At 66.7% G+C, this 12913-nt stretch carries 14 protein-coding genes; 7 read left to right on the plus strand and 7 right to left on the minus strand.

The window, feature by feature from the left end; translation table 11 throughout:
* The first annotated feature begins 101 nt into the window (after positions 1-101).
* The 6 genes from O3669_RS08085 to O3669_RS08110 all read left to right on the plus strand — a co-directional run bounded on the left by O3669_RS08085 (position 102) and on the right by O3669_RS08110 (position 4345).
* Positions 102-824, plus strand: a complete 723-nt coding sequence (locus tag O3669_RS08085) for an ABC transporter ATP-binding protein (protein WP_371524316.1) — start codon at positions 102-104, stop codon at positions 822-824.
* A gap of 104 nt (positions 825-928) precedes the next feature.
* The gene (locus O3669_RS08090) at positions 929-1717 is read left to right on the plus strand and encodes an ABC transporter permease (RefSeq protein ID WP_371524317.1); all 789 of its coding nucleotides are present in this window, start codon (positions 929-931) and stop codon (positions 1715-1717) included.
* A gap of 9 nt (positions 1718-1726) precedes the next feature.
* Positions 1727-2830, plus strand: coding sequence for a sensor histidine kinase (locus O3669_RS08095; RefSeq protein ID WP_371524318.1), 1104 nt, complete (start codon positions 1727-1729; stop codon positions 2828-2830).
* A gap of 237 nt (positions 2831-3067) precedes the next feature.
* Complete coding sequence (locus O3669_RS08100) at positions 3068-3709, plus strand: DNA-binding response regulator (RefSeq protein WP_295921053.1); 642 nt, start codon at positions 3068-3070, stop codon at positions 3707-3709.
* 46 nt (positions 3710-3755) lie between these two features.
* Positions 3756-3959 carry a type II toxin-antitoxin system VapB family antitoxin gene (locus O3669_RS08105; protein WP_295968964.1) on the plus strand — a complete coding sequence of 68 codons (204 nt, stop codon included), beginning with the start codon at positions 3756-3758 and terminating at the stop codon, positions 3957-3959.
* 2 nt (positions 3960-3961) lie between these two features.
* Positions 3962-4345 carry a Fic family protein gene (locus O3669_RS08110; RefSeq protein WP_314768978.1) on the plus strand — a complete coding sequence of 128 codons (384 nt, stop codon included), beginning with the start codon at positions 3962-3964 and terminating at the stop codon, positions 4343-4345.
* Here the strand turns inward: O3669_RS08110 and O3669_RS08115 are convergent.
* The 6 genes from O3669_RS08115 to O3669_RS08140 form a co-directional block, all read right to left on the minus strand.
* Positions 4332-5192: a VanZ family protein gene (locus O3669_RS08115; protein ID WP_371524319.1), complete on the minus strand. Its 861-nt coding sequence runs from the start codon at positions 5190-5192 to the stop codon at positions 4332-4334. The two genes, O3669_RS08110 and O3669_RS08115, sit on opposite strands and share 14 nt — an antisense overlap.
* A 213-nt stretch (positions 5193-5405) precedes the next feature.
* Positions 5406-6149: an HNH endonuclease family protein gene (locus tag O3669_RS08120; protein WP_295968959.1), complete on the minus strand. Its 744-nt coding sequence runs from the start codon at positions 6147-6149 to the stop codon at positions 5406-5408.
* 61 nt (positions 6150-6210) lie between these two features.
* On the minus strand, positions 6211-7512 hold the full coding sequence (tnpB, locus tag O3669_RS08125) for an IS607 family element RNA-guided endonuclease TnpB (protein ID WP_371524320.1): 1302 nt from the start codon (positions 7510-7512) through the stop codon (positions 6211-6213).
* Positions 7505-8086 carry an IS607 family transposase gene (locus O3669_RS08130; protein ID WP_371524321.1) on the minus strand — a complete coding sequence of 194 codons (582 nt, stop codon included), beginning with the start codon at positions 8084-8086 and terminating at the stop codon, positions 7505-7507. The genes tnpB and O3669_RS08130 overlap by 8 nt, the downstream gene beginning before the upstream one ends.
* Positions 8087-8227: 141 nt before the next feature.
* Positions 8228-9727 (minus strand): amino acid permease, encoded by a 1500-nt coding sequence (locus O3669_RS08135; protein ID WP_371524322.1) that lies wholly within the window; start codon positions 9725-9727, stop codon positions 8228-8230.
* A 9-nt stretch (positions 9728-9736) separates the two neighbouring features.
* Positions 9737-10435 (minus strand): trimeric intracellular cation channel family protein, encoded by a 699-nt coding sequence (locus O3669_RS08140; RefSeq protein WP_295921071.1) that lies wholly within the window; start codon positions 10433-10435, stop codon positions 9737-9739.
* 276 nt (positions 10436-10711) lie between these two features.
* On the opposite strand from O3669_RS08140, the gene O3669_RS08145 reads away from it, so the two are divergent.
* Positions 10712-11809: a PfkB family carbohydrate kinase gene (locus tag O3669_RS08145; protein WP_371524323.1), complete on the plus strand. Its 1098-nt coding sequence runs from the start codon at positions 10712-10714 to the stop codon at positions 11807-11809.
* Between the two features lie 256 nt (positions 11810-12065).
* Here O3669_RS08145 and O3669_RS08150 read toward each other — a convergent pair whose 3' ends face one another.
* Entirely contained in the window at positions 12066-12908 is an 843-nt protein-coding gene (locus O3669_RS08150; protein ID WP_371524324.1) for an alpha/beta hydrolase, read from the minus strand.
* Between the last annotated feature and the right edge of the window lie 5 nt (positions 12909-12913).

The following is a 12913-nucleotide window of genomic DNA, read 5'->3' on the forward strand; positions in this document are numbered from 1 at the left end:
CCCCTACAGAACGCATCCCCGCGCCCCCTGACATTTGTCATGGCTCCTCCTGCATCAAAGGACACTTCCGGCCCCATTAATACGAGCGCAAACTGGGTGCCATGAACGCACAAGCAACGCCCGCCCTCCAGGCGACGAACATCCACCAGTCTTTCGGCCACGTCGACGCGCTGCGCGGCGTGGACCTGACCCTTATGCCCGGCGAGATCGTGGCGCTCCTCGGCGTCAACGGCGCGGGCAAGAGCACCTTCCTGGACATCGTCCTCGGCCTGGCCACCCCCACGCAGGGGGACATCAGCGTCTACGGCATGAGCCCGCGCGAGGCCGTGCGCCGCTCACTCGTCGGCGCCATGCTCCAGTCCGGGGCCTTGCCGCGCGACGGAAAGGTCCGCAAGACGATCGACCTGGTCGCCGCCATGCACGCCAACCCGATCCCCACCGACGAGCTCCTCGAGCGCACGAACCTGACGAAGCTTGCCAAGCGGCCGCTCAACAAGCTCTCCGGCGGCGAGGTACAGCGCGTGCGCCTCGCCCTCGCCCTGTCCGGCAACCCGGACTTCCTGATCCTCGACGAGGCCACGGCCGGCATGGACGCCCTGGCGCGGCGCGCATTCTGGGACACAATGCACGCCGAGGCCGCGGAGGGCCGCACGCTCCTCTTCGCCACGCACTACCTGACCGAGGCCCGCAAGGAGGCCGATCGCATCGTCATCATCGACGCCGGCAAGGTCCTCGTGGATGCGCCGACCGAGCAGGTCGTCGCCGACAACGAGGACCTCGAAGACGTTTTCGAGCGCATCACCTCCCACGCCGACGCCGAGTGAGCGCGACGAACGCCCACCCCGATGAGCCGGCCCCGGCCTCGTCCCGAGGCCGACGCCGAGGCCCCCGCCCCACGAACCCAGACACGACACACGAAGAAGGAATCATGACCACCCACGCACCCGCGCGTACCACCGACCGACCGATCCCCTCCCCCTTCACGGGGGCCGCGAAGCTGTGGCGCGCGACGTTCCTGTCGCACATCCTTAACCCGTGGAACATGGCGTTTGCCCTGCTCCTGCCCCTGTTTATGTACGCGATGTTCGGGATGACCGATGTTGCGCGCACCACGCAGACTGGGCGCGGCAACGTGGCCGCCGCGATGGTCGTCATGATGACCACGTACGGCGTGATCCTGGTGGGCGGGTCGCTCGGCGCGACGCTGTCCGTCGAGCGCACGACCGGCATTTCGCGTATGTACGCGCTGACCCCGATCCAGCCGTGGGTGATTCTCCTCGTGCGCCTCACGGCCCTGGTGGCGCTCAGCGCGTTCATCGCGCTCATCTGCTTCAGTGTTGGCCTGGCCACCGGCTCGCAGATGACGGCGGGCGCGTGGGCGGCCAGCGCCGCGGTCGTCATCGCGCTGTCGGCCCTGGGTGCGCTCATCGGCCTGGCGTGCGGCTACACGATTAAGGGCGAGAACGCCTACAGTGCCTCGGCGTTCGTCATGGTGTTCGGCGCGTTTGTGTCCGGCATGTTCATCCCGCTGGAGCAGATGCCGCCCTTCGTCTCCCACGTCGCGCCCTTCACGCCCCTGTATGGCGCCGTCCAGGCGATCTACGCGGTCGCCGGTACCGTCCCGATGCCGACGGCGGCGTGGCTCAACATCGTCGGGTGGGTGGTTATCACTGCGGGCATCGCCTGGTGGGGCGCGTCCCACGACACGGCTCGCTAGGCTGGTGTCATGAAGGAGCGCTTGATCTCCCTGGCGTGGGCGGCCCCGTGGATGCTGTTCATGGGGTTTCCCCTCGCCTACGCCCTGGAACTGCCGGATCCGGCCCAGCGCGCGGGCCTCATCGGATTATGTGCCCTTGTCGCGGTCGTGAACTCGGCGACGTGGCTGGCCAATCCCCTGCCCGCGCGCAACTCCTTCACGAGGCCGTTCATCCTCTCCCACGCGGCGCTGGCGGCGGCGACGGTCGCCTACCTCGTGTACGCGGTTTCCGTTGACACGCCTCACGCGTTCATGCTGACGTCGTATCTGCTGGTCGCGTGGGTGTTTCAGGCGCCGGGCAGGTTCATCGTCGCGGGCCTCGTGCCGGTGACCGCTATCGCGGGTGTGGCCGCTTACGCGCAGGGTGAGCCCCTGTGGATGGTCTGGTACCTGGTGCTGCTGTGTGTCTTCGTGGGGGTGGCGCGTTGGCGCATGGAGCGTTCGGCCCGCGAGCATCTGCGCCGCCAGGATGCGATCCAGCGCGCAAAGGCCGCGGAGCGTGCGCGCCTGAGCACGGATCTGCATGACATTCTCGGGCATTCGTTGACGGGGATCACGATGGTGTCCGAGCTGGCGGGTCGCCTCCTGGAGGCTGGGCGCGTGGAGGAGGCGCGCGAGCAGATTCGCGCGGTGACCATGCAGTCGAACGAGGCCTTGGCTGACGTGCGCCGCATCGTGGCGGCCACGCGGGCCTTGTCCCCGGGAGAGGAGCTCGAGGAGGCCCGCGCCCTCCTGGAGGTCGCGCGCATCGACGCGGACATCGCCAGCGAGGGCGAGCCGCCGTCGGGGCCTCGTTCGGCCGCTGCCGCTCACGTGATCCGAGAAGGCGTCACGAACGCGATCCTGCACGCACGCCCCTCGTGGGTGCGGGTACGTCTTTCCCCTGATGGCGTGACGGTCACGAACGACGGCTACTCGGCCACCTACGCCGCGTCGAGCGCGGGATCAGGGTCGGGCCTGGCGGGCCTGACCAAGCTGGTCGGCGACGAGGGCACGCTCACGTGGAGCGCGTCGGGCTCCACGTGGACGCTCGCGCTGTCCTTCGACGCTGCACCCGACGCCCACTCGTCGTGACCTTCGACGCTGCACCCGACGCTCACTCGTCCTGATTGTCCGAGGCCGTGGCCCCATCGACGAGGCCGTGGCCCCTCCCAGGGCCCCGCGCGGTCCCGGAACCACGCCCCCTCCCAGGGCCCCGCGCGGTCCCGGGAAGGTGAGTCGGCCTCGTCCTGAGAGGTGAGCACACCCGAGAGATGATCCTGCGACCTGCGCTAGCCTAGTACCCCAAGCGCAGGCAGACAGGAGGGTGACGTGACGATTCGGGTACTCGTGGCCGATGACCAGGCGATGATTCGCGGGGCGTTGGCTGGGTTGCTGGACCTGGAGCGCGATATTGAGGTCGTCGCGCAGGCCGCGGACGGCGCGCAGGCACTCGATGAGCTGGCGCGCCTGGCATCAGCGGACGCCCCTGCCCACGCGAGTGCCCCCGTCGACGTCGCCATCATCGACGTCGAGATGCCCCGCATGGACGGCATCACGGCCACGCAGGCGATTCGCTCCCGCTTCCCGGGGGTGCGCGTGCTCATCGTGACGACCTTCGGGCGCCCGGGTTACTTGCAGCGCGCCCTCGACGCGGGGGCGACGGGCTTCACGGTGAAGGACGCGCCGGTCGAGACTCTCGCCGAGGGCGTGCGGACGGTGGCCGCGGGCGGGCGGGCGATCGACCAGAATCTGGCGTTGGAGGCGCTGGCGACGGGGTCTTCTCCCCTGACGGATCGCGAGGCCGACGTGTTGCGCGAGGTCGAGGGCGGAGGGACTATCGCGGACATTGCCCACTCCCTGCACCTGAGCCAGGGGACGGTGCGCAACCACGTGTCCTCGTCGATGCTGAAGATGAACGCGCGCACCCGCGCCGAGGCCGCGTCCCTGGCCCGCGCCGCCGGCTGGCTATAAAATCCTGGACCCTACGCACGTGGTATCAGAGTGATACCATGCATGCATGGCTATGACACTCCGCCTCGACGAGGAACACGCGCGCAAGCTGGAAGAGCTCGCGCAACGCTCCGGCACGTCAAAGCACGATGCCGTTCTGCGCGCGATCGACGAGGAATTCAATCGCATGACCCACCGTCAGCGCGTCACCGACGCGCTCAACCAAACCGTCGAGCGCTGGGGAGACGCGCTGGAGCGACTAGGACAATAGCCGTGCAGTGCGAGTTTTTGTCGCTCGAGGACCTGCTCGATATTGTGGCCGCGCTTCGCCTCGGGCCGGTTCGAGACCTCGGTCTCCTCAACGCAGCAGCACTGCGCCCCCAGACCACGCTCATGGGCCACGAGGCATACCCGCCACTCTCGGAGAAAGCCGCGGCCTTACTCGAATCGCTGACGAAGAATCACGCACTCGTCGACGGCAACAAGCGCCTGGCGTGGGCAGCCTGTAGCGTCTTCTTGTCCCTCAACGCAGCCGTCATTCGCGAGTCAGTCTCCAACGACGACGTGTACGAGCTTGTGATTGCGGTCGCGTCGTCTCAGGCGACGCGCGAGCAGGTGTGCGCCGCGTTGGAAGAGTGGACCTCTACGCGCCCATGAAACGCGAGTTGCGCGCGAACAGGGGCAGGAGCCGTACGCCCAGGTAGGTGCCCAGCGTGTTCGTGATGAGGTCGTCGATGTCGACGACGCGGTAGGTGCAGGGCACGAGGCCGAACAGGCCCGTGTACTGCGTGAACTCGATGAGGCAGGAGAGCACCGCGCCGACCAGAAGCCACACGAGCACGCGTCGGCTGGGGATTGCGCGGGCCAGGCGCCCGCCGTCGGTGGGCAGGTTCTCGCTGGCCGTGCGGGAGCGCCGGATCCGCCACGTCATCTCGGCCAGGGCGCCCATCGGCATGAACAGGACGATATTAAGCAGGATCGACAGGGCATACAGGGTCCCGCGCAGCTGCTCGCCATCCCGGAATTGTTCGGCGACGGCGCTCAGCGACCCGAAGGGCGTGTAGTTGTCCCAGTGCAGAATCGCGGCGCACGCCGCCTGCGGGTCGGAGGGGATCGGCAGGAGCACGAAAATCAGCAGGCCCGCCAGGTAGAGGATCCACGCGAGCGGGAGCGCGCGCGGCAGCCTCCACATCGACGAGGCCATGGCTGCGACCACGGGGATCTCCGCGGTCCTGGGGGTATCTGGGTTTTCCTCGCGCTCCAGGAGAGCGCCGGTGTCCCGTGAGCGCCGATAGATGAGGGGAAGGGCCTTAGACACGGTCAAGTGAGAGTGTTTCTGGCTGTCGGTCTCGGCGTCGTGGGCGGAGGCGTGCGCGGCGAGGCGACCGTCGCGCAGGCGCTTGCGGTCGGCGCGCCGACCGAGAATCCACCACAGGGCGCACGTGAGCGCGCTAAATCCTGCGTAGAATCCCAGGTCCATCGCCCAGTTGATTGCCGTATACATGTCACTCCTCTTCCTGAGGCGAACATTACCGGCGTTGCTCGGGAACGTACACGACGTTGCGGGGTGTTCCACATTCGATGGACACATGTTGAGAAATTGCCTGAGATTCGCCTTGAAATCGCTTGGTCAGACGCGCATGAATATCCCTGTCATGTATGTGAGCATCACGCACGTGCCAATACTTCAAACAGGCTGACAGTTTCGGACTAGTAATCACCCCGGACAGGTCGCCAGCTGGGTCGCCAACGCATCCTGTTCGGCCTGGGTGACGCTGAGCCCGTAGGAGTTTTTCACCGCGATCTGGAGTTTGACGTAGTCGCAGCGGAAATCGGCGTTGGGCGGCAGCCACTGGTCGGCTGACGCGGCAGACTTGTCCTGATTCGCCTGGCCGTCGACCGCGAGGAGGTTGTTGGGGTCGTTGGCGAACTCCGTTCGGCGCTGCTCATCCCACTGCCACGCGCCCGAGCGCCAGGCATCGGCCAGGGCGACGACGTGGTCGATCTGGACCAGGGACGACGTCTTCTCCCCCCTCTCGAACTGGATCGTCTGTCCCGTGTATGGCTCGGCGAGAGTGCCGGAAAGGACCACGCAGTCATGCGTCCCGGGCTTGAAGGTGGGCCGCGCCAGGTCACGGGCCAGGATGTCGTTGCGAGTGTCGCAGCCATTGTGATTCGTGTCCGCCCAGCGCTGCCCGAAGGCCTCGCGGTCGTATTCCGGGACGGCCGCGGACTGGTCCGGGGAGCGGATCGTGAGTTCGCGCAGCTGACGCGCCGCCTCGCTGTCGGGCAGTGAGGACAGGGCTTGACCGCTGCGCATCGGCGGCCACCCCAGGCGCGTGCGCAGGTCCAGCAGGTCCCAGCCGACGCCGGGCGCGAACGCCCACACAAAGGCAGCGAGGATCAGCAGGGCACCGACCTTATCCCCGATGTTCCTGCGACGCCGACGTCTGCGTGCCATGAATCCTCCTTACCGTGCGCCATCCCCACGCAGCCAATGTACATGGGGGCACCGTTGCAAGCTAGTTTGTTGTAGCTTGCAGGACGGTCTTGCGGCCGTCCGCTCCAAGTCTTACGCGGTTGTCGCCGCGGCTTGGTTCGCACTTCACTGGGTCCAGCGTTGCACGACCCGACAGGTCGTTCCGTCTTGCGGTCCCTCTATGTGCGTTTAGGGTCTCCGGGGCACTCCCGGCGACCTTGATGTTGATGGCCGCGTTCAGATCACGGTCCATGGTCACACCGCAGTGTTCGCACCTGTAGGTTCGCTCAGTGACGGAGAGCTTGGCTTTCACCCTCCCGCAGCGTGAGCACATCTTGCTACTGGGGTACCAGCGGTCAACAACATGCAGTCTCGCGCCGGTCCTCGCGGTCTTGTACTCCAGTTGGCGGCGCAGCTCAGCGAACGACGCATCGTTTACCGCCTTGGCGAGCCGATGGTTCCTGACCATGCCCGCCACGTTCAGGTCCTCGATACTGATGTCCGAGTATGTGCCAGCGAGCCAGGTGGTGAGCTTGTCCAGCAGGTCGCGGCGTCGGCTTGCGATGCGCGCGTGGATGCGCGCCACCTTGTTCCGCGCCTTGAGGCGACGCTTCGACCCTCTGGTTTTGCGGCTCAACGCCTTGTGCGCGCGCTTCAACCGCCGCTCACTGGCCGCGAGGCAGCGCGGGTTCTCGATGACGGTGCCGTCCGAGAGCGTGGCAAGTGTTTTCACGCCTAGATCAATGCCGACCGCTCCTGCCTTCGGGGCCTGCTTCACCGTCGGGGCGTCACGTTCGACGGTCAAGCTCGCGTACCAGCGTCCCGCACGGCGCGAGACCGTCATGCGCACCACCTTCGCCCCTCTCACGCGGCCCGTCACGTTCTCCATGCAGTGCACGCGGCCGATACGCGGCAGTCGCAAGGCCTTCAGATCGCCCTCGATCAGGCCGAAGCTGCCAGTCGTGTACGCGAACCTTGGTCTCTGCCGATCTTTCGCCTTGAACGTGGGGAACCCGACCCTGCGGCCCTTGCGTTCACCCTTGCGGCTTTTCGACCAGTTCGACAAGGCGTTCGCCAACGATTCAAGCCCGCTACTGTAGGCTTCCTTCGAGTTCTCGCGCCACCACGGCGTCCCGTCCGCATTCACGGCCAGCGTGTCCTTGTTCGCGTTCCACCAGCGGCGCAGCCCATACAGCGACCACTCCGGCTTCTCCTTGGCCTCGATGGCGGCCCTGACATGGGCGAGCCCAGCGTTGTACGCAAACCTGGCCGCTCCCGCGTGTGACAGTAACAGCCGTTCCTGCGCGGGGGTCGGATCCAACGCCACCATGACAGCCTCAAGCATCAAGCGCCGCCTTCAACGCGGCCTCCGCCTTATTTCTCGCCGCGCGCCGCCCATACAGTCGGGCGCACAACGAGGTCAATACCTCGGTCATGTCACGCATCAGATCATCATCCAACTCCGAATCGTCCACGACGATCAGCCGTCGCCCCTGCGCCGCCAATGCGGATTCGACCAGCCCGGCGTTCACGCGGGCCAAGCGGTCACGATGCTCCACAATGATCGTGCCCACCGTAGGGTCAGCGAGAATCCGGTTCAATGTACGGCGTTTGCCGTTCACGCCCGAACCAACCTCCGACACGACCTCAACGCCCGACGCGCCCAGATTCAGGGCGAACGCCTTCAACCTATCTGCCTGACGTTGCAGGTCGACCTTCTGATCGGCAGACGAGACACGCACATAGCACACGGTGCGCGAACCCGCCGCAGGCGCGCCCGAAGCCTCATACTTCGGGTCGTGGACCAGCCACACGCTCCCCGCCTTCTCCACCGCAACGGGCATACGGCCCTCACGGCACCACTTCCACACCGTCTGCTCGTTCAAGCCCTCAAGAGCCGCCCACTCCTTCACACGCATAAACAAAGCATAGCGCATGCCAGCAAATCACAACAAACCAAAACCACAACAGCATACGACCCCGAGCGATTCGTCGGGGTGCCCCCATCATGGACTAGGCCGCCTACATCTGCGTACCGGCCGAGGTCCCGTGCGTTTCCGCTACTTCAACGAGCGCACAAACTGACGCCCGAAGTAGATGGCCACGATGATAAGCGTCAGCGCGCCCATCGAGACCAGCTGAGCCCGCCCCTCGCCACTCATGAGCATGAGGACGGCGATACCTCCCAGCCCCACGAGGACCAGCCACGGCAGCCACGGCCAGCCTGGCATGCGGATCCCCAGGTTGCCAGAACGCTCCAACGAAGGGTGCAGGCGGATCAGCGAGATGATGATGAAGGTCCACACGATCAGCAGGACCATACCGATCGCGTTGATGAGCATCGTCAGGATCGAGCCCGGCAGATACCAGTTGCCCACCACGGCCAGGAGGGCCAGCAGAACGACGAGGCCCACCGCGCGCTTCGGGGTACGCCCGGCCTCAATGTCGCCTTCCAGCTCGGCGGCCAGGACGGCCTCGTCATCCTCGAGGGCGGCCTCGACGACCGTGCGCGAACGCTCCTTCGTGGCCGCGGGCGCCCCGAGCAGCCAGCGCGGGCCCATGTCACGGGCGGACAGGGAGTAGACCATGCGCGAGGACGCGTAGATGTTCGCGGAGAACGCGGAGACAAGCGCCATGAAGATGATGACGTTCATAATCGTTCCGACGGCCCGAATGCCCGCCATCTCGAGGATCGTCTTAAAGGCGTCAGGACCCATGGCCTCGCTATCCCACGGCAGCAGGGCAATCAGCAGAAGGACAGAACCGACGTAGAACACGAGGATACGGGTAACGACCGAGCGGATCGCGCTAGCCATGGCAGCGCGGGGATCCTCGGCCTCGGCCGCGGCAATCGTGACGATCTCGAGGCCACCGAAGGAGGTAATCACCGCGAGCAGCGCGACCGCAATGCCGGACAGCCCCGTGGGTGCAAATCCGCTGTGTCCCAGGATGTTCTGCAAGACGCCCTCATGGCCGGGCAGCGGCCCGACGAAGACTGTTCGCGCTACTAGGAACACGCCGACGGCCAGGAAGGCGATGATCGCAATGATCTTCACCATCGACAGCCAGGCCTCGATCTCGCCGTACTGACCGGCGGCCAGCAGGTTAATGCCGCCGATGACGACGACAATGACGAGGGCGATCACCCACTGGGGCACCTCAGGGAACCACTTGACGAAGTACTCGGCCGCACCCGTGACCTCCAGGCCCGAGACCATAATCAGCATGACCCAGTACAGCCACCCGATCGTAAACCCTGCCCACCGGCCGATCCCGGCCTCGGCGTAGGACGAGAAGGATCCCGTCGACGGCAGGGACGAGGCCAACTCGGCCAGGGCCAGCATGACCGACACGACGATCATGGCGGCGACCAGATAGGACACGAGGACGGCGGGGCCGGCCTGCGCGATCGCGGAACCCGTACCCACGAAGAAGCCGGCGCCGATCGCCAGGCCCAGGGCCATCATGGACAGGTGCCACGTCTTGAACTGCTTGCGTGCAGGGGCGCTAGCCGTCGACGCGGCGGAGGACGTAGAAGGAGATGTTGATTTGGGATTCACACCGCCATACTAACGCCTGCCCCTGCGCAGAGCTTTCAACTGCGAATATGTGAGAGTGATCGTCCATTCACGGGTCTGCGGCAGCCTCCAGCGCCGCCAATGCGCCATACCTGTAAAGACCAGACCCACGACGATGGAAGCACCCATGCCGAGGACCGGCTGACCCATATACCAAAACACGACCGTGACGACCGAGCAGACGAAGGCCGGTGTCGCGTACAGGTTATTGCCTCCGAAAACCCGGGGCACGAGGCCCGCAGAAATGTCGCGAATCATACCGCCGCCGATCGCGGTCATGACGCCCAGCAGGATCGCGGGCATGATCGCGAAGCCGGCATCCAGGGTCTTGATCGCGCCCGTCGCACTCCAGCAGCCCAGCACCATGCCATCCGCGATGACAAGGAGAACCGACCACGCGCGCGAGTTCATGTGGAAGGCCATCGCGATGAGCGCACCAAGAATCGCGAACCACAAATAATAGGGGTCGGTGATCGCCACGGGAGCGCCCGTGCGCGTCGACAGGAGCATGTCGCGGACCATGCCGCCCGCGAGCGCAGTCATGATCGCGAGAATACAGAAACCGACGGCGTCGAAGTTGCGTTCGCGCGCAACCTTGCCGCCGAGGATGCCATTGAGAAGAACGCCCATGAGGTCAATGGCTCGGAAGACCTCGGGCAGGGATTGGTTCAGCGCGTCGAGCAAGTGCATGGCAATCCGAAACGTCGGTGAGTGCGGGTCGTCCTCATGGTACAGTGCCGCCGCCCGCTTCCGCTCGGCCCACCCGCGCCCGGGTCCCGCCCGCTTCCGCTTGGCCCCGCGCTCGCGTCAGCCCGGCCCCGGCCTCACGCCCGGGTCCCGCCCGCTTCCGCTCGACCCCGCGCCCGGATCCCGCCCGCTTCCGCTTGACCCCGCGCTCGCGTCAGCCCGGCCCCGGCCTCGTCCCCGCGCGCCTCGCCCACCCGCCCGGGGTGCGACAATGTCACCATGACTGCTCTCTTCGCTGGGCTGACCACCCTGGATGTCCTTCACCGCCTCGACCACGTGCCGGATGTGGGCGTGAAAGTGACGTCGACGGGGTTCACGATGGCGGCTGGCGGCCCGGCGACGAACGCGGCGGTGACCTACGCGGCACTGAGTGCGGTCGCGCGTTCTCTCTCCATCGACGAGGCCGTGGCCCCCTCCTCGGGTCCCGTATCCTGCGGGGATGGGCCAGTGCTGTTGACGGCACTCGGCTCGGGCCCGGTGTCGGCTTTTCTCGCGGCGGATTTGGCGGCCGCGGGCGTGACAGTCCTGGACGCGACGACGCCTCTCTCGGCCGACGCCGCGTCTCCCGGCGACCACGCGACAGCGTCCCCCGCCTCGCACCTTCCTGAGCCGGGCGAGCGCGGGGCGGCCCAGGCCTCGTCCCCCACGAGTCGGGAGCCCGCCGTCTCGTCGATCATCGAGCACCCGGCCGGGCGCATGGTCGCCTCGACGAACGCGCGGCTGGAGGCCGATCCCGCGCGCGTCGCCGCCGAGCTGCCGCGGCGCGTCGGCGTCGTCCTGATCGACGGGCACAACCCGGCACTGGCGCAGGCGGCGCTGACTCTGGGCGTGCCGGAGGTCGGCGGTGACGATCCTTTCGCCCAGCTCGAGGCCCGCCCGCCGCACCTGCGCGTCCTGGACGGCGGATCGTGGAAGGACTGGCTGCCCGCCCTGCTGGGCTTCGTCGACGTCGCCGTCGTGTCGGAGGATTTCGCGCCGCCGCTCGTCGCGCGCGCCGGCGGGGAGGAGGTCGCGGGCTTCCTGCGCGGCTTCGGCATCACGCGCACCGTGCGCACGCGCGGCGAGCGGCCCGTCCAGTACTGGTGGGACGGGACCCATGGCGAGGTTCCCGTGCGCGAGGTGGCGCACGCCTCGACGATGGGGGCCGGTGACGCGTTCCACGGCGCGTTCGCGTGGGCGCTGGAGCGCGCCGGGGACTCCGACCCGGAGCGCCTTATCCGTTTCGCGTCGGCCGTTGCGGGGGTGTCGGTCTCGTCTTTCGGTACGAGGCAGTGGCTGGCTTCCCCGGACCTGGCCGAGTTGGTGCGCGGCTGGTAGGCGCGCGGCCGACTCTCGCGCGCGGATCATTCCCCGCGAGGCCCAGAAGCGCTGATTACCGCCGGGGCACCACGCCGGAGCACCGCTACGCGGCGCTCCCCAAAAGTCGCACGTAATTTAACTCGGTCAGTTTTCGAGACACCCCACAAACGTTGCAATTCCAACGACGCATTTTCAAAATCTGAAATATTCACGAGGGAATTACGTGCGACATTTTTGGGAAACCATGCCCTTGAGGGCCGAGGAACCCCGACAGCTAGCGCCCCACGGGCACCCACCGACTCGCCCACTGCACGGCGACGTCCGGCAGCTCGGGCAGACTCGCGGCGGAGGAGGCGCGCAGGGCGCGCGCCACGGCCTCGTCACTGACGGGCACGCCGTCGACCGGCGTGTACTCGTCGACGATACCGGCGGGCGGCTCGGTCATTTCGACGAGAGACCCGACGGGCAGCAGATGGAAGGCGTCGCGCGTGCGGTCGACCAACCCGGTTTCCTCATCGAAGCTGTCGTGCGTGATGAGGATGGGCGCGGTCACGCCACGCAGGGCCTTCTCGCCCGAGACCATGGACATGTCGGCCAGGGTGCCCTTGTTGATGGTGAAGTGGCGACGCACCGAGCAACTGTCGTCAGGCACAGTGGTGGTGCCATGGCGCTCGAGGTCGGACAGCTGCACGTCGGAAAACACCAGGTCCCAGTCGTAGGACAGCGGCCCGAGCACCGGTGAGACCAGCACGTAGGTCTGCACGGAGGGCGGGTTGGCGCGCAGAGCGACGGTGGCACCGAATTCGTGGCCGACGCAGATTTGACGCGCGAAGCCCTGGTCGGCCAGCCAACCGGAGGCCGCGCGGAAGTCCTCAATGAGCGGGTCAAAGGTGATGATTTCGTCGCCGGATTCCCCGTGGCCGGAGAAGTCGAAGGCGAGGGTCGCGTAGCCCGCGCGGCGCAGCGCGCGCCCGAGGGAGTCGAACATGCCCGATGCGTGACGATCCGACAAAAAGGTGTGAGAAAAGATCACCGCGGCGTCGCGGGAATCCACCGGGCGCGTGAAAGTCCCGGAGATGAACACTCCCCGGGGCGTCTGAATCGTTATCTGGCTCACGTATT

It is taken from the genome of Pauljensenia sp. 20925_1_34 (genome assembly GCF_041432775.1).
Lineage (GTDB): Bacteria > Actinomycetota > Actinomycetes > Actinomycetales > Actinomycetaceae > Pauljensenia.

Excerpts from the sequence above, each read along its gene's own strand:
- O3669_RS08085 (WP_371524316.1), top strand. The coding sequence starts at position 102 with ATGAACGCACAAGCAACGCCCGCCCTCCAGGCGACGAACATCCACCAG.
- O3669_RS08090 (WP_371524317.1), top strand. The coding sequence starts at position 929 with ATGACCACCCACGCACCCGCGCGTACCACCGACCGACCGATCCCCTCC.
- O3669_RS08095 (WP_371524318.1), top strand. The coding sequence starts at position 1,727 with ATGAAGGAGCGCTTGATCTCCCTGGCGTGGGCGGCCCCGTGGATGCTG.
- O3669_RS08105 (WP_295968964.1), top strand. The coding sequence starts at position 3,756 with ATGGCTATGACACTCCGCCTCGACGAGGAACACGCGCGCAAGCTGGAA.
- O3669_RS08115 (WP_371524319.1), bottom strand. The coding sequence starts at position 5,192 with ATGTATACGGCAATCAACTGGGCGATGGACCTGGGATTCTACGCAGGA.
- O3669_RS08120 (WP_295968959.1), bottom strand. The coding sequence starts at position 6,149 with ATGGCACGCAGACGTCGGCGTCGCAGGAACATCGGGGATAAGGTCGGT.
- tnpB (WP_371524320.1), bottom strand. The coding sequence starts at position 7,512 with ATGCTTGAGGCTGTCATGGTGGCGTTGGATCCGACCCCCGCGCAGGAA.
- O3669_RS08130 (WP_371524321.1), bottom strand. The coding sequence starts at position 8,086 with ATGCGTGTGAAGGAGTGGGCGGCTCTTGAGGGCTTGAACGAGCAGACG.
- O3669_RS08140 (WP_295921071.1), bottom strand. The coding sequence starts at position 10,435 with ATGCACTTGCTCGACGCGCTGAACCAATCCCTGCCCGAGGTCTTCCGA.
- O3669_RS08145 (WP_371524323.1), top strand. The coding sequence starts at position 10,712 with ATGACTGCTCTCTTCGCTGGGCTGACCACCCTGGATGTCCTTCACCGC.